This window comes from Cytobacillus sp. FSL M8-0252 (assembly GCF_038007345.1).
GTDB lineage: Bacteria > Bacillota > Bacilli > Bacillales > Cytobacillaceae > Cytobacillus > Cytobacillus kochii.
This window is the reverse complement of the sequence record NZ_JBBOWZ010000001.1, coordinates 1771986-1792482: the sequence shown is the minus strand read 5'-3', so window position 1 is coordinate 1792482 and position 20497 is coordinate 1771986. Positions and strand designations below refer to the sequence as shown.

The 20497-nt window shown below is 35.9% G+C and carries 22 protein-coding genes, 1 tRNA gene and 1 pseudogene; 8 read left to right on the top strand and 16 right to left on the bottom strand.

The window, feature by feature from the left end:
* The first annotated feature begins 284 nt into the window (after positions 1-284).
* A pseudogene (locus tag MKX83_RS09240) lies at positions 285-796 on the top strand (DUF3231 family protein).
* Positions 797-1359: 563 nt separating this feature from the next.
* Here the strand turns inward: MKX83_RS09240 and MKX83_RS09235 are convergent.
* On the bottom strand, positions 1360-1929 hold the full coding sequence (locus tag MKX83_RS09235) for an Ltp family lipoprotein (protein WP_322909182.1): 570 nt from the start codon (positions 1927-1929) through the stop codon (positions 1360-1362).
* Positions 1930-2637: 708 nt separating this feature from the next.
* Positions 2638-2710, bottom strand: a tRNA-Val gene (locus tag MKX83_RS09225).
* 268 nt (positions 2711-2978) lie between these two features.
* Between MKX83_RS09225 and MKX83_RS09220 the strand changes: the two genes are divergently transcribed.
* The 4 genes from MKX83_RS09220 to MKX83_RS09205 all read left to right on the top strand — a co-directional run bounded on the left by MKX83_RS09220 (position 2979) and on the right by MKX83_RS09205 (position 5620).
* Positions 2979-3701 carry an alpha/beta hydrolase gene (locus MKX83_RS09220; RefSeq protein ID WP_095369767.1) on the top strand — a complete coding sequence of 241 codons (723 nt, stop codon included), beginning with the start codon at positions 2979-2981 and terminating at the stop codon, positions 3699-3701.
* A 142-nt stretch (positions 3702-3843) separates the two neighbouring features.
* Positions 3844-4353 (top strand): YjcG family protein, encoded by a 510-nt coding sequence (locus tag MKX83_RS09215; protein WP_095369768.1) that lies wholly within the window; start codon positions 3844-3846, stop codon positions 4351-4353.
* A 6-nt stretch (positions 4354-4359) separates the two neighbouring features.
* Positions 4360-4782 (top strand): GNAT family N-acetyltransferase, encoded by a 423-nt coding sequence (locus MKX83_RS09210; protein ID WP_341055157.1) that lies wholly within the window; start codon positions 4360-4362, stop codon positions 4780-4782.
* Between the two features lie 160 nt (positions 4783-4942).
* Complete coding sequence (locus MKX83_RS09205) at positions 4943-5620, top strand: DUF421 domain-containing protein (RefSeq protein WP_095369769.1); 678 nt, start codon at positions 4943-4945, stop codon at positions 5618-5620.
* 4 nt (positions 5621-5624) lie between these two features.
* Here MKX83_RS09205 and MKX83_RS09200 read toward each other — a convergent pair whose 3' ends face one another.
* Positions 5625-5867 (bottom strand): hypothetical protein, encoded by a 243-nt coding sequence (locus tag MKX83_RS09200; protein WP_341055156.1) that lies wholly within the window; start codon positions 5865-5867, stop codon positions 5625-5627.
* A gap of 130 nt (positions 5868-5997) precedes the next feature.
* Between MKX83_RS09200 and MKX83_RS09195 the strand changes: the two genes are divergently transcribed.
* Positions 5998-8289: an ATP-dependent helicase gene (locus MKX83_RS09195; protein WP_341055154.1), complete on the top strand. Its 2292-nt coding sequence runs from the start codon at positions 5998-6000 to the stop codon at positions 8287-8289.
* A 69-nt stretch (positions 8290-8358) separates the two neighbouring features.
* Here MKX83_RS09195 and MKX83_RS09190 read toward each other — a convergent pair whose 3' ends face one another.
* The 7 genes from MKX83_RS09190 to MKX83_RS09160 all read right to left on the bottom strand — a co-directional run bounded on the left by MKX83_RS09190 (position 8359) and on the right by MKX83_RS09160 (position 12024).
* The gene (locus tag MKX83_RS09190; protein WP_095369772.1) at positions 8359-8613 is read right to left on the bottom strand and encodes a stage VI sporulation protein F; all 255 of its coding nucleotides are present in this window, start codon (positions 8611-8613) and stop codon (positions 8359-8361) included.
* A gap of 143 nt (positions 8614-8756) precedes the next feature.
* Positions 8757-8909 (bottom strand): YjcZ family sporulation protein, encoded by a 153-nt coding sequence (locus MKX83_RS09185; RefSeq protein ID WP_095369773.1) that lies wholly within the window; start codon positions 8907-8909, stop codon positions 8757-8759.
* 103 nt (positions 8910-9012) lie between these two features.
* Entirely contained in the window at positions 9013-9369 is a 357-nt protein-coding gene (gene spoVAE / locus MKX83_RS09180; RefSeq protein ID WP_095369774.1) for a stage V sporulation protein AE, read from the bottom strand.
* 18 nt (positions 9370-9387) lie between these two features.
* The gene (gene spoVAD / locus MKX83_RS09175; protein ID WP_095369775.1) at positions 9388-10398 is read right to left on the bottom strand and encodes a stage V sporulation protein AD; all 1011 of its coding nucleotides are present in this window, start codon (positions 10396-10398) and stop codon (positions 9388-9390) included.
* Positions 10398-10871 carry a stage V sporulation protein AC gene (gene spoVAC, locus MKX83_RS09170; RefSeq protein ID WP_095369776.1) on the bottom strand — a complete coding sequence of 158 codons (474 nt, stop codon included), beginning with the start codon at positions 10869-10871 and terminating at the stop codon, positions 10398-10400. The genes spoVAD and spoVAC overlap by 1 nt, the downstream gene beginning before the upstream one ends.
* A gap of 14 nt (positions 10872-10885) precedes the next feature.
* On the bottom strand, positions 10886-11353 hold the full coding sequence (locus MKX83_RS09165) for a YhcN/YlaJ family sporulation lipoprotein (RefSeq protein ID WP_322909178.1): 468 nt from the start codon (positions 11351-11353) through the stop codon (positions 10886-10888).
* Positions 11354-11667: 314 nt separating this feature from the next.
* Positions 11668-12024 (bottom strand): DUF1360 domain-containing protein, encoded by a 357-nt coding sequence (locus MKX83_RS09160; protein WP_095369777.1) that lies wholly within the window; start codon positions 12022-12024, stop codon positions 11668-11670.
* A 131-nt stretch (positions 12025-12155) separates the two neighbouring features.
* Between MKX83_RS09160 and MKX83_RS09155 the strand changes: the two genes are divergently transcribed.
* On the top strand, positions 12156-12692 hold the full coding sequence (locus MKX83_RS09155; protein WP_095369778.1) for a CotY/CotZ family spore coat protein: 537 nt from the start codon (positions 12156-12158) through the stop codon (positions 12690-12692).
* Positions 12693-12742: 50 nt separating this feature from the next.
* On the opposite strand, the gene MKX83_RS09150 is transcribed toward MKX83_RS09155, so the two are convergent.
* The 4 genes from MKX83_RS09150 to MKX83_RS09135 all read right to left on the bottom strand — a co-directional run bounded on the left by MKX83_RS09150 (position 12743) and on the right by MKX83_RS09135 (position 17551).
* The gene (locus tag MKX83_RS09150; protein ID WP_095369779.1) at positions 12743-13216 is read right to left on the bottom strand and encodes a CotO family spore coat protein; all 474 of its coding nucleotides are present in this window, start codon (positions 13214-13216) and stop codon (positions 12743-12745) included.
* A 380-nt stretch (positions 13217-13596) separates the two neighbouring features.
* Positions 13597-14409 carry a hypothetical protein gene (locus MKX83_RS09145; RefSeq protein WP_341055150.1) on the bottom strand — a complete coding sequence of 271 codons (813 nt, stop codon included), beginning with the start codon at positions 14407-14409 and terminating at the stop codon, positions 13597-13599.
* A gap of 366 nt (positions 14410-14775) precedes the next feature.
* Positions 14776-15549, bottom strand: coding sequence for an enoyl-ACP reductase FabI (gene fabI, locus MKX83_RS09140; protein WP_095369781.1), 774 nt, complete (start codon positions 15547-15549; stop codon positions 14776-14778).
* Positions 15550-15703: 154 nt separating this feature from the next.
* Positions 15704-17551 carry a monovalent cation:proton antiporter family protein gene (locus tag MKX83_RS09135; protein ID WP_322909175.1) on the bottom strand — a complete coding sequence of 616 codons (1848 nt, stop codon included), beginning with the start codon at positions 17549-17551 and terminating at the stop codon, positions 15704-15706.
* Positions 17552-17685: 134 nt separating this feature from the next.
* On the opposite strand from MKX83_RS09135, the gene prpE reads away from it, so the two are divergent.
* Positions 17686-18420, top strand: coding sequence for a bis(5'-nucleosyl)-tetraphosphatase PrpE (gene prpE / locus MKX83_RS09130; protein ID WP_095369783.1), 735 nt, complete (start codon positions 17686-17688; stop codon positions 18418-18420).
* Here the strand turns inward: prpE and MKX83_RS09125 are convergent.
* The gene (locus MKX83_RS09125) at positions 18417-19304 is read right to left on the bottom strand and encodes an RluA family pseudouridine synthase (RefSeq protein WP_322909174.1); all 888 of its coding nucleotides are present in this window, start codon (positions 19302-19304) and stop codon (positions 18417-18419) included. The two genes, prpE and MKX83_RS09125, sit on opposite strands and share 4 nt — an antisense overlap.
* A gap of 387 nt (positions 19305-19691) precedes the next feature.
* Positions 19692-20486: an NAD kinase gene (locus tag MKX83_RS09120; RefSeq protein ID WP_095369785.1), complete on the bottom strand. Its 795-nt coding sequence runs from the start codon at positions 20484-20486 to the stop codon at positions 19692-19694.
* Positions 20487-20497 lie beyond the last annotated feature (11 nt).

Here is a 20497-nt window from a genome sequence, read left to right as displayed (position 1 = left end):
GTTTTCATTTCAGGTATTTTTAAAAATAATTTAAAAGGATATCTCCAATCTAAAACCGCCAAAACCGCTTTTCTATTTTTTATCATTTATATCGTGAGCTTTGTTACTTATATTCTTATATCCAATTAAGCAGAGCTTAAAGAAACGCCTCGTTTTAAAACGGGCCTTTATTAACTATTTTCACTCATGAATAATTTATATATTGCATACACAAACTATCTATCGTGGCCAATCCCTTACATAAGGAGAAAATCATGAAACTTAATAAGATAGGGAGTGCAATTATGGGAATTTTAAGCGGAAATCCAAAAGATGAACCACTACATTATGGTGAAGTTTATGGACTATTCACTAACCTTTTTACAAACAATGGAACGATATCTGGTTATGAGACACTTATGAACCATGCTGGCGATGATGACTTAAAAAAGCTAATAGAAGAAGCTATTAAAGGGTTACGTGCTGAGACCCACAATTAGAAGAGCTTTTAAAAAGTAATGGAATCGGGTTACCACCTGCACCACCTGCCCGCCCTAATGCAGATTTAAATGATATTCCTGTTGGTGCAAGATCCACTGACCCAGAGATCAGTGCTGCAATCTCTGCTGATACTGCAGCTGGATTAGTTGCATGTAGTCAAGCAATTGGTCAATCAATCAGAGAAGATGTCGCAATGATGTATGGTCAGTTCCATATGAATAAAGCTCAGTTTGGTGCCAAAATGTTAAAGTTAAATAAGGAAAAAGGTTGGTTAATCCCGCCTCCTTTGCACATGAGTAAAGGAACAGAATCATAATTTATAGGCGCCTCGAAATGAGGTGCTTTTTTTACTAATTTACACCCCACTCACTTTTCGCATTTTCTTCGCAGTAAGACTTGTTTACACTCGCTATTTAACGTGGCTGATTTACCTCATTTCACTTCCTTTAAGAGTCTATAGGGGTCTTTTCTCATATCCCAGGATTAACATGACATTTTCATATGAAAATTTGCAAGAAAATGATTTTATCAAGTAATATTTTAAATACTTGTTACGGGAATTCCTGAAAATAGAACTGTAAAATGCAGTTATCCCCCCCTTCAGAACTTGGTTACGAGTTATTCAAGAGTTCTGAACTAATGAAAACATAGCAGTGAATGATATGGGAAAACCACTTGAATTTATTATAGAAAATATTGGTGAAATGGAAGCTGACATTAAAGGAATAATGAAAAGTATGTAAGCTTCACCGCACCAGTTTCAATTACCTGTTCAACCAATTGATCTAACCAAGTAGTTTCAAAATATATTACAACATATGACAACAACGAAAGGTAAATATTCAGATAAAAAAAGAGAAGCTTTCGCTTCCCTGGTTCTTATAATCCTATTTGATCAACTGCATAAGTTGCATGTTCCTGGCTAAACCCTTCATAAACTAACTGGTCAATCAACCCACTTCTAGAGAATGAAGTAAAGTCAAGATAGTTCTTACCTGCCTGAACAGCCTGTTCTTTCCAGTCAACTTCAATGTGATCTACCGCATATGTTGCTTCTTCATTACTGTAACCTTCATATTCTAACTGTTCAATTAAACCAGTTCTAGAAAAGGCTGTATAGTCTAGGTAATTCACAGCAGTTTGAATTGCGTTCTGTTGTGAAAGAGATAGTTCAGGTTCTTTTTCTTCCTTCACTTCTTCTTTAGGTTCTTCCTTTGGTTCTTCTTTTTCTTCAGTAGTTTCTTCAGCCATTTCTTCTGCATCTTCTTCTTTTACTTTTTCAGTTTCTTTATCTGTCTCTTCAGTTGCTACCTCTTCAGTGCTTGCAGGTTCAGCCTTTTCAGTAGGTTGTGTAGTTTCATCATCCCCACCTGAAAAGATAGCACCAATAATACCTAGTACAAAAATTGCAATAAATCCCATGCAACCAATCTTAAAAAACTTCTTCATATTCAGTTTTCTCCCTTAAATACTAAAATTGTAAACTTACTAGTATAATAGTACCGCAACATTTTCAGTATTTCAATAGTCTACTTAAGTAATACAAAGTTGGTAAATGGTGGATTCAGTTGAAAAATTTATTGCGTATAATTTCAACTCGCAGACCTCTAGGACATTGTACCCTACCCCACAATCTAAAAAGCTTTATCCTTATGTTTTAGCCTTCTATAATAGTTCAACATTTGTTTAATTTGACTATCAGTAAAGGCATCAATCTTTATATCTTCTGTGCCTTTCTTTATTTTTTAGCAGGATTATCAGTAATGACTTCACATTCATCAATCATATAATATAAGAAAGCACGGACACGCTGTAATTTGGAGTTTATAGTAGTTGCATTGTTATCTTGTTTTAGAAAAGGATAAACTGTTTGACTGTGTTTACTGTTATATCTTCAACATTTAAAACATTGCGATCTAAACAAAAGTCCTCAAATTGTTTAATCATAATACGGTAACTTTCTAGTGTTTTAGGAGTTACATTTTAAAAAAAGCCTATCATCAAGAAAATCCTGAACAGCAAACTTTAAAAGCATAAAAAAAGACCACCTCACAAAATATGCGAAGTGGTCTTTCAGGATTGTAGCATTTCCAGCTACGACCATAGTACATTATACAGTTTACTAACAGCGTTAAACTCTTGATACAACTCAATTAATGATTCCGACTGGGTTCGAACCAGCGACCTCTACCCTGTCAAGGTAGCGCTCTCCCAGCTGAGCTACGGAATCGTTTATGTATAATATATTTAAGACATTTATAAATATACTATTTACGCGTATTTCTGTCAATTGATTTCACTGGTATTTGCTTAATTTCATGAAGTTTTATAATTATAGAGCTCTTTACATATAATAGAAGTGGAAAATAAACATACATACTTAATTGAGTGAATCTTTCTTCATTAAGGAAATGAAGACTTACTATATGAAGTTTCATCCACTGTGTGATAATATAACCCCATATAGGATTATTATTTTAACAAAGGAGTTCTACTTTATGAATACAGCAAAAGGGACAATCACGGACTTTACTTTTAAAAGTGAGGTACTAGGGGAAGATTTAGAAATACTTGTATACTTACCGGGCAATTATTCACCGCTATATAAATATAATATTTTAATTGCTCAAGATGGCAAAGATTATTTTCAATTAGGACGAATCGGCAGAACAGCGGATGAGTTGCTTGATGCAAAAGAAATGGAAAATACAATTATCATTGGTATTCCTTATAAAAATGTACAAGACCGCCGTCGTAAATATCATCCAGATGGTGAACAAAATGCTGCTTATATCAGATTCTTGGCTCACGAGCTTGTACCTTACCTTGACGAAAAATATCCAACGTACCAAATGGGAATGGGACGAGCATTGATCGGCGACTCCTTAGGGGCGACTGTATCTCTTTTAACTGCTCTACAATACCCTAATACTTTTGGGACAGTCATTTTACAATCGCCATTAGCGAATGAAAAAGTAATGGAAGAAGTCAAATCCTTTAAAGATACACATCTGTTAAATATATATCATGTGATTGGTACGGGTGAGACAACAGTCAAAACAACTGACGGTAAGGAAGAAGATTTCCTTACACCCAATCGGGAACTTTCACAATTAATAAAGGATAAAGGCTTCCCTTATTTTTATGATGAATTTGATGGCGATCATACATGGACATATTGGCAACCAGATTTAAAACGTGCTCTCAAGCAAATGCTTTAATGAAACAGCAGTTTGGCTACTTCTTAGTCAAACTGTCTTTTTCTTCTATATACATTCGTTAGTATATGATGATTTTTGAAAATTTGTTATAATAGTAAAATAAGACAAGTTCTTTAAAATATTTTATTTTGGAGGTAGAACTATGAAATATGGAATCGTTATTTTTCCGTCAAAAAAAATTCAAGACTTGGCGAACTCTTATCGGAAAAGATATGACCCTCACTACGCATTGATTCCTCCACATGTAACATTAAAATCATTTGAAGCTACAGAAGAAGAAGTAAAACAAACAACTGATGCTTTGAATGCAATTGCAAAAGTTCAACAACCTTTTCACATGAACGTTAAAAAGGTGAGTTCATTTCAACCTGTTAATAACGTTATTTACTTAAAGATTAACCCAACAGATGAACTCGAACGACTACATGAAAAAATCAATGAACAAACAGTTGGAGAAAAATCAGAATATGCTTTTGTCCCTCATATTACAATTGGACAAAAACTTTCCGATGATGAACATTCTGATGTTTATGGTTCACTGAAAATGCTTGATGTAGAACACGAAGAAACGGTTGATCGATTCCACCTATTATATCAATTAGAAAACGGATCTTGGAGTGTACATGAAACATTCCGCCTCGGAAAGGGTTAAAACAATATGAACGTTAAAATAGTAGAAAACGAACAAGAGCTACAGGAAGCTTATCAAGTAAGAAAAGAAGTATTTGTAGACGAACAAAAAGTTCCATTAGAAGAAGAAATCGATCAATTTGAAGACGAAGCTACACACTTTGTACTTTATAAAGATAATGAACCTAGTGGTGCTGGGCGTTTCAGAATTGTAGATGGCTATGGTAAAGTAGAACGCATTTGTGTAAAAGAAAATACAAGAAAAACAGGAGCCGGCAAAGAAATAATGCATGCGATCGAATCTTTTGCTATAGAAAAAGGTGTACCTGCTTTAAAACTTCACGCACAAACACATGCGATTCCCTTTTATGAACGAATAGGGTACGAAGTCGTCTCTGAAGAATTTCTTGATGCAGGAATACCTCACCGAACAATGAAGAAACAAATTTAAATGCAAAAAAAGAGGTGCATTCCGCATCTCTTTTTTGTCTTCATTAACAATGTAGAAGCTTGAATTTAATAAAAATCCGAACGTCTTTTTAATCATAAAAAATGGGGAAGAGCACACAATAACAAGGTCACAGTAAATTTGTTTAAGAGGTGTGTTTCCCATGCATGAATATATACATATTACTTTCGTTCTCGTTGTTGGATTTATTGCCCTTTTCATTATGACCAAGATTCTTGGAAAGTCGCAAATATCCCAAATCACTCCTTTTGACTTTATTTCTGCCATCGTATTAGGAGAACTAGTAGGAAATGCACTTTATGATGAGAATACAGGGATAAGTCAAATGCTTTTCTCTGTTCTTCTTTGGACCATTTTGATTCTTACTACAGAAAAAATCACACAGAAGTTCAGAAGAACAAGAAAATTATTAGAAGGCGGTCCTTCCATTGTGATTCGTAAAGGAAAAATTGAATATGGGCAATTGAAAAAGAATCATTTGGACCTCAACCAGCTGCAAGAATTACTGAGGGCAAAAGATATTTTCTCTTTAAGACAATGCGAATATGCATTCTTAGAGACAAATGGTACAATTACCGCCTTGAAAAAGCCTGAATATACAACGCCAACCATTGAGGACTTGCAATTAAAATATCCGAAGATTAAGGTGCCAATTAATATCATTTTAGATGGTGAGATTGTTCATGAAAACCTAAACATTCTCGGTTGGGATGTCAAATTTCTAGATGAAAAATTAAAAAAGAAAGGTTATGAGAATGTGAAGGAAATTCTATATGCTGACTGGGAAAAAGAAGACGGGTTACATATCCAGACCTATTGAAATATTATGCGTAATAATCAACGTATTTTCCTTTTATTCCCTGTTTACCATTTGTTTCTCTATCTTTTAGCGAAGAGGATAAATGGTTTTTTCTATTGTCCTTATATAAATGATTGGTTTCTGTTTGACCACGGGATGGATCTACCCTTTCAATATTTCTATAAGTCATTGAGCGATTTCGATTCATAAACATTCGCTCTACATATTGTTGGTATGCCGTTTGAACGGTTGAGATTGGATAAATCATTACACTGCCCCCTTTACTTTACTACTAACCCTTTTCAATTGATAACAAACATATTTATTCTTTTTTAGCGCTAAAATCTTTGTTATGATTAATTTTATGCAGTAAATTTTTTAAGTTATGAGGCTAAATGATGAAAAGTGCACGATTAATGCAAGAACTAATTCAATTACATACACTGAAACGATCAGACTATCCATTTATACATGAAGAAGGAAAACGAGGGAACCTTTATTGTACCCATTGTGGTGAAAACGTTTTATTTTATTTAGGTATTCAGGATGAACCAAAATTTTATCATAACAATGAAAAAGAGTGCGCTTATGTGGACGAAGTCATTCCGAAAGCAACAGAGAAAACGAAAGAAAAAGAAGTCAATGGCTTTCGTTTACCTCAAGGTCGATCAATTCTCGAAGAAGTGGAAAAGCCTTTTAAAACCCCTGTACGTATTAAAAATATTCCACCATTTGCAGAAAATACAGCTTCTCAAGCTAGTCCTACAGAGGGGTATCTTCGTTCACTTGAAGAGCACGGGATTTCTTTTGATCATGATCAAAAAAGAGCTGTTACGTATTGTCATGGTCCGTTACTTGTTCTCGCAGGAGCAGGAAGTGGAAAAACACGCGTTTTAACAGGGAAAACGGCTTATTTATTCAATGAATATCAAGTTGATCCCCGTTCTGTTCTACTCGTTACATTTACAGCTAAGGCAGCTAACGAAATGAAACAACGGATAAAAACTTATCCATACGTTACAGCAAAGCATATTAATCAAATGGTTTGCGGAACTTTCCATAGCATTTTCTATCGTATTCTTTCTTTTCATGATCATAATAATCAAAAATGGGACCACCGTTACCTTTTAAAGAACTGGCAGAAGGAACAAATGATCAAACAATCAGCAAGGGCCCTACATATTGATGAAAAGGATTTCCCTTTTGATATGGCCTTACAGTTAATTAGCTTTTGGAAAAACTCGCTGCAATCCCCTACGGATGTAAGGGCGAATGATTCATGGGAGGAAAAGGTACTACAAATGTATCAAGCCTATGAAGAAGAGAAACAGCGATTGAATACCTTTGATTTTGATGATATGCTCAGTAGCTGTTATGAGCTATTTAAAAAAAATCCGCAAATTTTAGCACAGTATCAAAAGCGATTTAAATATATCTTAATTGATGAATTCCAAGATGTAAATAAAGTTCAATTTGAATTACTTAGAATGCTAGTACCTGAAAGTGAGCATATTTGTGCAGTAGGTGATGATGATCAATCTATATATGCTTTTAGAGGTAGTGATCCATCGTATTTAACCGAGTTTGAACAGATGTTTGATGACAGTTTTCAAATTACATTACAACAAAATTATCGCTCTAGTCACGAAATCACTGCATTTGCGAGTCAAGTTATCAAAAAAAACAAAAGAAGAAAAGCAAAAAACATGGTCGCACAATTTAAAAACGAAGCATACCCTACACTCTTCTACCCTTACGATGAAGAAGAAGAAGCTTTAATGATTTTGACAGATATTCAAGAGAGAATAAGACAAGGGCACCAACCTAATGATTTTGCCATCCTTTATCGAACGCATTCAACAAGTCGTGCACTATTTGAACGATTTACCAGGTCTAATATTCCATTTAAAATAGAACAAGATGCCGAATCATTTTATGATCGCTTTATTATCCGGACACTGCTTAGTTTTTTAAGACTTGCGATTAATGAGGAAGATGCGCAGGCTCTTAAGGATATCTTACCGGCTCTTTTTTTAACACAATCACACTTGCAAGATATGAAAGCGAATAGTATCTTACATGATTGCAGCTTACTTGAATGTTTATCTATGGTACAGAGCAAATATGCGTTTCAACAAAGCAAAGCAAAGAAAACGGTAACTACGATTAAAGCAATTAAACAACTATCACCTTTATTAGCACTTGAAAAAATCGAAAAAGAGCTACAAATACAAGATTTCATTAAGAAGCGTGGTAATGAAGGAAACAAAATGGATAAAGGTTCAGAGGATTTAAGAGAACTAAAATTAATTGCTAAGAAGTTTACTACTTTACTTGAGTTCATTGAGTATGCGGATCATATGCGTGCAAAAATCAAAGAAATGAAGCAAATAAGTAAAACGATTGAGAACGCTGTAACCTTTAGTACTATTCATAAAGCCAAAGGGTTAGAGTATCCCTTTGTCTATATTTTAAGTGTAGTCGATGGCAGCCTTCCCCACGATTATGCCCTTGAAGAATATCGTACAGGAACAGAGCAGAGTTTAGAAGAAGAACGAAGACTATTATATGTAGCAATGACTAGAGCCAAGGAACAGTTACATTTATCACTTTTGCAACATAGAAAAGGAAAAAAAGCCTATCCATCACGCTTTCTTCCCCATATCAAAAATAAAATATATAGTAAATAAAAAACCTGCGTGTGTATCATCTCACGCAGGCAATCAATCGTTCGATAAAAAATTCTTGTTAGACTCTCATTATTTTTTATTAATCATTTTGTTTATTGTATTAAAGTCTAAAGACTTACCTTCTTTTACAATAGAATCGACAATTTTGTCTTCCATTTCTTGAGATACTGGTTTGTTGGCGATTTGCGACACCCTGCGAATGACGCCACGAACCGTGTCTTCATCTTTAAAATTCGCATTTTGTAACGAGCCCGCTAATTCAAATACATCCTTCATATTCACGCCTGTTTTTTTCTCGATATTCTTAAAAAAATGATTATCCATCCGCTACCTCACGCTCCTTCTTGAACTCCATTTATCTTATGTCGCCCAATTAAAAACGTGATAAAAATTTCTTTCAGAAAATTTATAACTATAAAAAAGAAGAGATGCTATTATTACACATCTCTCCAAAGAATAAAAGACAATTAGCAGAAACTAGCACCGACAATGACTAATAAAATGAAGAGGACAACGATTAAAACGAAAGTACCTCCAGCATAGCCACCGCCACCGCCGTAACCGTAGCCGCCGCCATAACCGCCACAACCACAATTGCCGCCATAGCCTCCAAAGCCCATATAAATTCACCTCACTAATGTATTTGTCCTTATACATTATGTATGGTTATGTGAGAATGTTTGGGCATGTACCCGCTTGGCCCTTAATTCATTGAAATCAGGCTTATCCTTTTGGTTTGAAAATAAGGGCGCCAATAAAAGCAAACAGGATGGCGGATGAAATACCTGAGCTCGTAACTTCAAACATCCCTGTTAGTACGCCAATTAATCCATGTTGCTCTGCTTCTTGTAAAGCTCCGTGCACAAGTGAGTTACCGAAACTCGTTATGGGTACAGATGCACCAGCACCAGCAAAATCCAATAATGGCTCGTAAAGTCCTACCCCATCCAATATCGCTCCTAACACGACAAGCGCACTTAAAGTATGACCTGGTGTCAGTTTAAATACATCAAAACAAATTTGACCAATCACACAAAATAAGCCTCCAACAACAAAAGCCCAAAAAAACATTGGTAGCATATATTCATCCTCCTAACTTTATGGCATTTCAATCGCCACTGCATGTGCAATACATGGAATTGATTCATTTTGTTGTACTGTAAGTGGCGATAATAAGGCTCCTGTAGCGACCATTAAGATCTTTTTTAGCTCTCCTCTTTTCATTCTATTTAAGAGGTGACCATATAAAACGGATGCAGAACAACCTGCACCGCTTCCACCTGATTGCACGGGCTGATCTTCTTTATAAATGAGTATGCCACAATCTTGGAACTGTTCATCTGGAATAATAAGCCCCTTATTCTTTAATAATTCCAATGCAGTTACACGACCAATTTTTCCTAAGTCTCCAGTAACAATTAAGTCATAATAAGAGGGTTCTATTTGCATGTCTTGAAAATGATTATAAATGGTATCTGCTGCTGCAGGAGCCATTGCCCCACCCATATTAAATGGATCAGTCACCCCCATGTCAACAACCTTACCGATTGTTGCAGCTGTCGTAACCGGATCATTTCCTCCATTATTTTGAACGAGAAGTGCTGCACCAGCACCTGTTACTGTCCATTGTGCAGTTGGTGGCTTTTGCCCTCCATACTCTGTAGGGTAGCGAAATTGTTTTTCAACAGCAGCATTATGACTTGCTGCTCCTGTTATAACTGCATTTGCCCCACCATAATTAATCATAAATGAACCAAGCGCTAATCCTTCCATTGATGTGGAACATGCACCAAACAAACCGAAGTAAGGTATTTCTAATGATCTTGCGCTGAGACTTGTCGGGGTGATCTGATTAATTAAGTCACCACCTAGGAAGAATTGCACATCTTTTTTTTCCATTTCTGCTTTTCTTAATGCCGTTCGACTAGCACCTTCCATTAGCACACGATGTGCTTTTTCATATGAATCTTCTCCCATCCATAAATCTTCATGGAGAAGATCAAAGTCATCAGCTAAATGACCATTTGCCTCAAACGGCCCTCCAGTCACACCGGTAGCAATAATAGCTGGGCGTTGACTAAAAACCCATGATTGCTTCCCCTTTAGCATTAAATTACCCCCATATATATTAGAATAGTTTTGATTAATGCAACCACAAAAGCTGAGAATACTCCAAATAATAGAACCGAACCTGCTAGCTTAAACATATTAGAACCGACACCGAGGACAAATCCTTCCGTGCGATGTTCAATTGCCGCTGAAATAACCGCATTTCCAAAACCAGTTACTGGCACTGCACTACCTGCTCCTGCGAATTGTCCAAGTCTGTCATAAACACCAAATCCAGTTAAAAGCATCGCAATAAATATCATAGTAGCTACAGTAGGATTACTTGCTGTTTGCTCTGTGAAATTAAAGAAATAGATATAAAAATATGAAATCGCTTGTCCTACTATGCAGAATAATCCTCCAACCCAAAATGCCCGAAGACAATTTTTCAAGACTGGGCGCTTCGTTTCATATTTTTTTTCTAATTGATCATATTGCTCTTGGTCAGGCGTTTTTTTTGGTTTAGCACACATCCTTATTCACCTTCCTATGTTAATTCTTTTTTCAACTTAACTATTTTCTCGAACTTTTTTTCGGCTTCTTTTGCACTAAAATTGGGATTCTTCATTTGTTCATGTAATTCGACTACTTCAAGAAAAATCTTAAAATCACTTGAAACAATAAATTTAACATCAGGATATTTGTCCTCTAGTTTCCCTGTAACATTTTTCTCAATTTTTTTCATGTGAAATCTTTGTAAATGTCTTACTTTGTAAACAACTAAAACGGTATCATCATTCTTTACAATTGCTGCATCATATAATTCTTTCTGTTTTTCGATATCTTTTTCTATACTTTGCAGCATATCTTCATCAGTTGACCGTGATTCACTATGTATTAATGACGGAGTAGGGTTTGTTGCTTTAACAAGTGATAACGGTGCTTCATTAGAATCATGTTTACTACATCCAGCAATTAAAAATAAACTTATAAATAGTAGCAAGTATTTTGGCATTCTTGTCCCTTCCTTACCTTTTTCATTATTTTTTTATTTTCTCTAAAAGTTAATTTCTTATCCAAAAAAAACAAAAGACGAACCATTTATTAATGGCTCGTCTTTTTATATTAATTGCTTTTCTTCTTTTTCTTTCCACAACCACAACCGGAGGATTTTTTACTTCCCCCTGATTCTGCAATTCTCTTTTTAAAAGCTTCTTTATTTGTATATATTTTTTTGTTCAACTTCAAATGCCCTCCTTCATCATATATGCCTTTTACCTTTAACATATTCAAGTGAGGAAGAGCTCGTATAATCCAATAGCCCAATTTTTATTGAATAATCATTTTTTGAATGATCCCTTCAATAATTGCCGCCAATGCACTAATTGACAAAATCACCACTAACAACACACCTATTGTAGGGAAATATGCATACATTAAGTATATAATCACCGCACTCCATATCCCAGTGCACCAATAACAACTAAGAAGCTTACCAAAAAATCCAGTTATACCTTTATTTTTTGGAATGATATATGTTTCTATTTTCCCATGTTCATCCTCTTCATCAACTTCTAACATAAATGGTCTTCTTATAAATTCAGTGATTTGATCATAAACAATTAGTCTTGTTAGACGGAAAGAAGCAAATGAGAGTAAAAGAAATTCAAAAAAGGTAAGATCCATTCATATCTCCACCCTTCCTTTAAAAAATATGCCTATTTTTTCAAAAAATAAGGCGTTTGTCCGTAACCCATAGCCTGTTTCTTCAATATGTTATTAATGTAGATCAAAGAATGAATAAGGAGGAAAAGAATATGGGTTGTAACAAAAAGGATAATAAATACGGCAGCTGTGTAGCTGAAGTCGTACGTGCGATAAGAGATATCCAAGATCAAATTCGTGAAGATGAAGATTGTAATTGTGGCTCTAATTGTTTTTTAGAACCAATCGGTGCGATCTCTCCAAAGAGAGGTAAAAAGAAGAGAGTGAGACGCCCTAACACGCGCGTATTTACGTTAAGTACAGCTGATGGTTCACCATTCCACGCATTTTTAACAAATGTTGATGATTGCTCTTGTACGTCAATTTTCTTTAGAGTAGAAGAGATATTCGATAATTCATGTGCTACGCTAAGAGTTTTAGAACCAGTTACTGAAACAAGTCCTGGTTGCTATGAAACAGCTGATATTACAGAAGGTTGCTGCATTGATTTATCTAAAATTTGTAAAGTAGATGGTTTCCGTTCTAGTGAAAACTGTATCACTGTAGATTTGGATTGCTTCTGTGCAGTTCAATGTATTCAAGATATTTATTTACCAGTAGATAATTGTGTTGAATATTTCGAAGACTAATTGTATATAAGCCAGTCGTTTACTCGACTGGCTTTTTATATACAGTCTACTCACCTAAAACCGACCATTTTTATCGATTTTATACTATGAATATGAATGGTTTGCATACTGCCGCTTAATGTTTTAATCATTAACTCATTGCCTTGTTTTAACTCAATAAATCCCCTAATATGCTTATCATCACTTATAAATAAGCAAGGTACAGGAGGTAATTGCTTAGGAAAATGAAGGAGATAATCAATCCTTTCCTGGACATTCATATCCTTAAAACTTTTCACACGGTTAAACCCTTGCTCACTTTCTGACTGACTTTCCTCGTATTCTTCTAAAACTTGCTGTACATGTTCTTCTTTTTTCTCCACCTCACCTTGTTCATCTATTGAAGAATTTGTGATAACCTCTTTTTCTTCTTCCTCAACTTCATTTTTACTGGAATAAGTTGACTGCATTGATGTCGAAGGAGAAGGAAGATTAGATTGTTGTACATATAATAAAGGCTTCTTTTTTTTATTTTGCGTATCCATGTCTTTCACCTATCCCTCTTCAATAAATTCGAAGCGCCAACATATTATATGTGAAATAAAAATGGGCGTTCATTTTAACTAACTGAAAGGAAAAAATTCGCCAGAAGACTTCAATCTACGAAATGTTTTCATATAGAGTCCTATTACAATAAATTTATATTCATATCCCTGATTGTCTTATATCACCTTATTTAAAGTTTCTTTATCGATCAAAAAAATAATGAAAAAAGATCTTATGAGACAGCAGACTCCTCTTTAATTATCAGTACATGTTACTAACGTTTTTTCAGGTTTTCCAAAAGATCAGTAGACAATGGTGAAGAAGTGTGTCATAAGTTAGATTAAGAATAATAGAAATAAGAAACTAAGCGTGAAGCCTTTCACAATGTAAATGGCATGATGAGAGCTGAGTTTTGCACGACACTCAAATGCAAAATCTCACTTGAGTGCCTCGCTGATGAGATTGGCATAGCTTTCAAATACGAAATCTCACTCGAGTGCCTCGCTAATAGGATTTGCACCGCACTCAGATGCGAAACCTCTCTTGAGTGCCTCGCTATTGGGATTGGCACAGCACTCACATGCGAAACCTCTCTTGAGTGCCTCGCTATTGGGATTGGCACAGCACTCACATGCGAAATCTCACTTGAGTGCCCAACTAATGGGATTGGTACAGCACTCACATGCGAAACCTCACTCGAGTGACTCGCTAATGGGGTTGGCACGGCACTCACATGCGAAATCTCTCTTGAGTGCCTCGCTAATGCAATTTGCACAGCACTCAAATACGAAACCTCTCTTGAGTGCCCCGCTAATGGGATTTCCACGGCACTCACATGCGAAAACTCTCTTGAGTGCATCGCTATTGGGATTTCCACGGCACTCACATGCGAAATCTCACTCGAGTGCCTCGCTAATGGGATTTGCGCAGCACTCAAATACGAAATTTCACTCGAGTGCCTCGCTAATAAGATTTGCACGGCACTCACATGCGAAATCTCACTCGAGTGCCTCGCTAATAAGATTTCCACGGCACTCACATGCGCATTCTCTCTTGAGTGCCTCACTAATGGGATTTGCACGGCGCTCAAATATGAAACCTCTCTTGAGTGCCTCGCTAATGGGATTTCCACGGCACTCACATGCGAAACCTCACTCGAGTGCCTCGCTAATGGGATTTGCACAGCACTCACATGCAAAACCTCTCTTGAGTGCCCGCTAATGCGATTTGCACGGCACTCAAATGCGCAATCTCACTTGAGTGCCCCGCAAATAGGATTGGCATGGCACTGAAATACAAAATCAAAGATGTAAGCTGAGCTAAGAGCGTTTGCAAAATATGTGCAAACCGAAGATACACACACATTACCATGATTCTTTTTTTCATGTATATTATTAGCTGGACATTTCGCGTCTCGTTTCCACTCCAACACACCGTGCTATGGATATAGAAAATGCGCACACAACTTGTCTTATAGTTAACGAGTTGTGTGCGCATGAAATAAATTGTGCAATTTTAAATGAATGCTAGCCATTCATTTATTAACAATTGTACTGAATTAGCGAATGTGATAACCAGAATCGACGTGAATATTTTCTCCCGTAATACCTCTTGACATGTCGCTAAACAAGAACACAGCTGTATCTCCTACTTCTTCAGGCGTTGTTGTTCTTTGTAATGGCGCATTCTCTTCGATTTCTTTTAAGATTGAATTGAATTCACCAATACCTTTAGCTGACAAAGTACGAATAGGACCAGCAGAGATAGAATTTACGCGAATATTCTCTTTTCCTAAGTCAACTGCTAAATATTTAACACTTGCATCAAGTGAAGCTTTTGCTACACCCATGACATTATAGTTTTTAATTGCTCTTTCACCACCAAGGTAAGTCATGGTAACAATGCTACCGCCTTCAGCCATTAATGGTCTTGCTGCTTTAGCAACAGCTGTTAAAGAATACGAACTAATATTATGCGCTAACAAGAAGCCATCCCTAGATGTATTCATATACTCTCCTTGAAGCTCTTCTTTATTGGCAAATGCGATACAGTGTGCAATACCATTAATTTCTCCAACTGCTTCTTTTATTTGTCTAAAACAACTCTCTACATCTTCATCATTCGTCACATCACAAGGTAATACAAGTGAGTTCTCCGCACCATCAAGGGTACTTACTAAATCTCGGACACTTTTCTCTAATCTTTCACCAGCATATGTAAAAATGAGGTTTGCACCTGCTGTATGTAGTGACCTTGCTATTCCCCAGGCAATACTACGTTTATTCGCTACGCCCATTACAACGTAAGTTTTCCCTTTTAATGAGATCGTCATTTTATAATCCCCCTATAATTTATACATGTTATTAGTACCTAGTACTAATATTACATGAAAAACATTCAACTTTCAATAGGAATGTGACGCATGAGGTTATACAAAAAAAATACAAATAGACTCTGTCATAGAATCTATTCGTACCTAGAAATAATTAGTGAAGCTCTAATTCCCACTTCAATTCTTCCACATATTCCCGAGAACCGGTGACGATTAAGCGATCGTTTAATAAAAGCTCTGTATCACCGTGGGGAATAATTGTTTCTTGCCCCCTTAAGATACGAACAAATATAACATCACCGGCAAAAGGAAATCGTCTGATTGTCATTCCATCAAATTTAGAATTTCGTAATTTCACGTCATATAAGGTCGTTTCTTGATTTTCAAATATCTCCACTACACTCGGAGAAGCGATCAACGCTCGTAATAAAGTTTTCGTTGACAACATACTTGAAAATGATTCAATACCAGCAGCTATTGCCTTTTCTTCAAGAATGGGGTTTTCTAAACGACAAATGACACGATTAATTCCTGATTCATTCAGTGCTTCTGCCAGTTCAAGGTTAATATCCTCATCTCCAGTTGTAATCACAACAACATCAGCTTGCAATATTTCTGTTTCTTTTATTGCTTCCATTGAAAAAGCAGGAAGTTCATTCAACTCGAAGGCTGGTGTAATAAATGGTTCCTCTTTTTGCTGAGCTGTATGATAAACACTCGTTTCATACATATCTGAAGCTAATTCATTGGATAACGGCATTGTAATCTGGTTCGCACCAATGAAGGATACTTTAATCTTCTTCTCTTTGACCGTTTCTTTTGGAAATAATTTCTTAAAGACAATAGGTGTAAAGATGCTACTGATAACAGCTACCAATATTAGCATCCCCCCCATTTCTTCAGAGATCATACCCATTCTTTGACCAATGGTCGCAGCTGCAATGACTAAAGAAAGCGTCGAAGTTAAAATAAATCCTGACGCGACAACAGTTTTCATATCATACCATTTCTTCATATAAAAAACCGGGATTAATTTAGATATGAGCAATGCCAATAATAATAATGGAATAAACACTAATAACATTGGCTCAGCGAAAAGTGACCAAATATCTAAATCAACACCTACCATTACAAAGAAAATTGGTATTAAAAAGCCGTATCCAAATGAATCTAATTTATGAACAAGTTCTTGGTTTGGTGCCAATAATGAGACAAGTACACCTGCTAAAAATGCTCCTAAGATATTCTCTGCTCCAACAGATTCTGAAACAGCTACTAAGAAAATAATGAGTGCAAAAACAGCCCTCGTGCCAATTTGAATTGTTCCAGTTGATAGCGACTGTATGAAGTTATTATTTTTATATCTTCTTCCTACAAAGTATAAGATCACGCCAACAACAAATAGTAGTAATAATAACCATGTATTCCCTTCTCCGCCATCATTTACTGAAACAAATACGGCGAGTAGAATCATCGTTGCTAAATCGGCAATGACCGCTACAAGCAAGATGATTTGCCCGATATTAGTATTCATGATGTTTCCTTCTTTTAAGGTAGGAACAACAACGCCAAGTGAGATCGTTGATATAATTAACGTCATTAGAAACACATTATCGATAAAGCCTACTAAAACAAATACATATGATAAAACTAATGACACGATAAAAATACCGGCGAAAATGATGCTCGCAGTGAGAAATGCATTTGGTTCAGGTTTGCCATTTTCCAATCGGTGCTTTTTCTTTTTCGATGAAAATGCGGAAAAATCTATTTCAAGCCCACTTAGAAACATTAAGAAGATAAAACCTAATGTCGATAATGTTTCAAGCCACATATCCTCTTGTACTATATTAAATCCACTTTTCCCAATAATTAATCCTGCTAGAATTTCTGCTACTACAACTGGGATAAAGTTGATTTTTAGACGATGTAGTATAATCGGTACTAAGAAAGCTATCACGATAACAATTACAAGTGAGGCGACTGAATTTCCATGTTCCATTCTATATCACTCCTTTTTAATAAAATTAGTCGAAATAAAATCTAAACATATGAAAAATAAAAATGCAAACGATAAGAATTCTATAACTTTCATATCTAAACGATTCAAACTACTTTAAAAGTGAGGGACTGTAAATGAAACTAGATATAATTGGGGATATTCATGGTTGTTATAAAGAGTTTAAGGATCTAACCGTTCAGCTAGGCTATGACTGGCATTCAGGCATTCCTTTAAAACACGATAGGCAGCTCGCATTTATCGGTGATTTAACTGATCGTGGTCCACAATCATTAAAAGTCATTCAAACCGTATATCAATTAATAAAAAAGAATCGAGCTTATTATGTTCCTGGCAATCACTGCAATAAATTATACCGCTATGCACTAGGAAATCCTGTAAAGACTACTCACGGTTTAGAAACGACAGTAGAAGAATTACAAAGCTTAAATAAACAAGAAAGAAAAGATATACTTCGTAAGTTTATCGAGTTATACGAACAATCTCCTCTTTATTATTTACTAGACGAAGGAAGACTATTATTAGTACATGCAGGAATGAAGGAAGAGTGGATTGGTAAAAAAGATAAAAAAGCAAAAACATTTGCTCTTTATGGTGATATTACAGGAGAGAACCATCCTGATGGATCTCCTATTAGAAGAGATTGGGCACAAAATTATGCTGGACAAACATTAATTGTTTACGGCCATACACCTGTGAGAGAAGTGCGCAAAATCAATCAAACATATAATATTGATACTGGCGCAGTTTTTGGCAATAAATTAACGGCTCTTAAATACCCTGAATTACAGACTGTATCTGTTTCCTCTTCGCTTCCCTTCCAGGAGGGTAAATTTGCTCGCTTTGATTAACTTAGTAATGCTTGCATATCTTCAGGATAAGGAATTGAAAAGTTAAGGACTTCCATCGATATAGGATGGGTAAAAGATAGGGAAAAACAATGCAAGGCTTGACGTTGCAGCAATTTGGTCGAACCCCCATATAAATTATCTCCTATTAAAGGAAAGCCGATATGAGATAGGTGCACTCGTATTTGATGGGTTCTGCCCGTTTTTAAAGACAATTCTAATTCAGTGAATTGTCTTTCTTTTTGCTGAGATAGTTGTTTAAAATACGTCGCTGCATGTTTACCATTCGGGCTAACCATTCTTTCGATAATGCTATCAGGTTTTCTGCCAATTGGCTCCTCAATCCACCCTTCCTTTGTTGCCATTAACCCACAAACAAAAGCTTTATATTTTCTTTGAACACCATTATTTTGCTGCTGACGACTTAAAAGATGATGAACATGACGGTGCTTGGCAATTAATACTAAACCTGACGTCTCTCTGTCCAGTCTTGTAACAATATGAATAGTGGACTCTATTCCTTGGTTGATATAATAACCTAATAAGGCATTCGCTAAACTCCCACCTGGATGTTCTCGCGATGGAATAGTGCTCATACCTGCTGGCTTCACAACGATTAATACTGCATCGTCTTCGTAAAGAATGGAGAGAGGAATATTTTCAGGTTGCAAACCTTCACTTCTTTTCTCAAGTGGAAAGCCAACCTCTAATACATCGCCGTTATTAATCATATACCGCACATTTTGTACTACTCCATTCACTTTTATAAAACCTCCAGCAAACTTTATATCTGTCAAAGCGGTTTTAGAAATATTTTGCTGTGATAGGAATGATTTGATATTAACTGGTGTATCAAGTGAATCAATTTGCCATTGTAAAGTAAACATTCTTTTATCTCCTTATAAACGAAGTAAATGCAAACAAAGACAGTTCTTTAAGAAGCATTGGGATACGAGTGAAATGAAGCTTATTTTTCCAGCCTACCTTAGGAATATTGCTGTGGACAGCAACTCAAAGCTTCTATATCATGCTCCTTTAGAAAATATCAGAGTTAAGTGTGCGAACAATTTTATTATATTGCCATTCTCTTTTGTCAAACGCTTGGATGCTTGGTCATAGTGACTTTTTCTATTTTTGCTTGTGGATTACTGAACTTATACATTTTGCATTTACAGGAAAGAAAAATCCGAACATATTCAAACCCTTTGACAGAATTAGAATAACTTGTTCGGATTTCCATTCAACTAGCATCCATTTTACCCAAAGTCACTCAGTTAATCAGCAACAAATGAATCATGTACTCTTTTCCAAAATGGAAATGGTCTGAATCTAGCAAAGCGAATTTTTTCATCGGCTACACGGTATTGAATTGATTTTACATCTTTATGCAAAAGCGATAAATGATCGATTGTAATCTTAAAATCCGGTTCATTCACAGGCTTTAAAAGGCAAGCATGGTGTGCTGGTAAAACTAAAGGTGAACCGACTGTTCTAAACACTTTATTATTAATCGATGCCATTTCAGCTAATTGAATAGCAGGTAATGACGGATGTAATATCGCACCACCTAACGCCTTATTATAAGCCGTACTCCCTGAAGGCGTGGATAAACATAAACCGTCTCCTCTAAATCTTTCAAAATGCTGACCTCGAATCTCTACATCCATCACAAATGTACCATTCACAGCTTTAACTGTAGACTCGTTCAAAGCCAAATACCTTGTTTCTTTGCCCCCATTCAAATAGCGGACAATGACTTCAAGAAGAGGGTATTCCACCACTTGGAAAGGAGTTTTTGCTATTGCGATTACAAGCTTTTCAATTTCATCAGGTACCCAATCAGCATAAAATCCTAAGTGGCCCGTATGAACACCAACGAATGCTGTTTTATCAAGGCGGCTGCTATATCTGTGAAATGCGTACAACAAAGTTCCATCGCCACCAACAGAAATGACTATATCTGGTTGTTCTTCATCATATACTAGATCAAAATCAAGTAAGTACGATCTCATCTTATGCATCAATGTATTCGATTTCGTATCACCTTTAGACGTAATCGCAAATCTCATTGTTTAGTAGC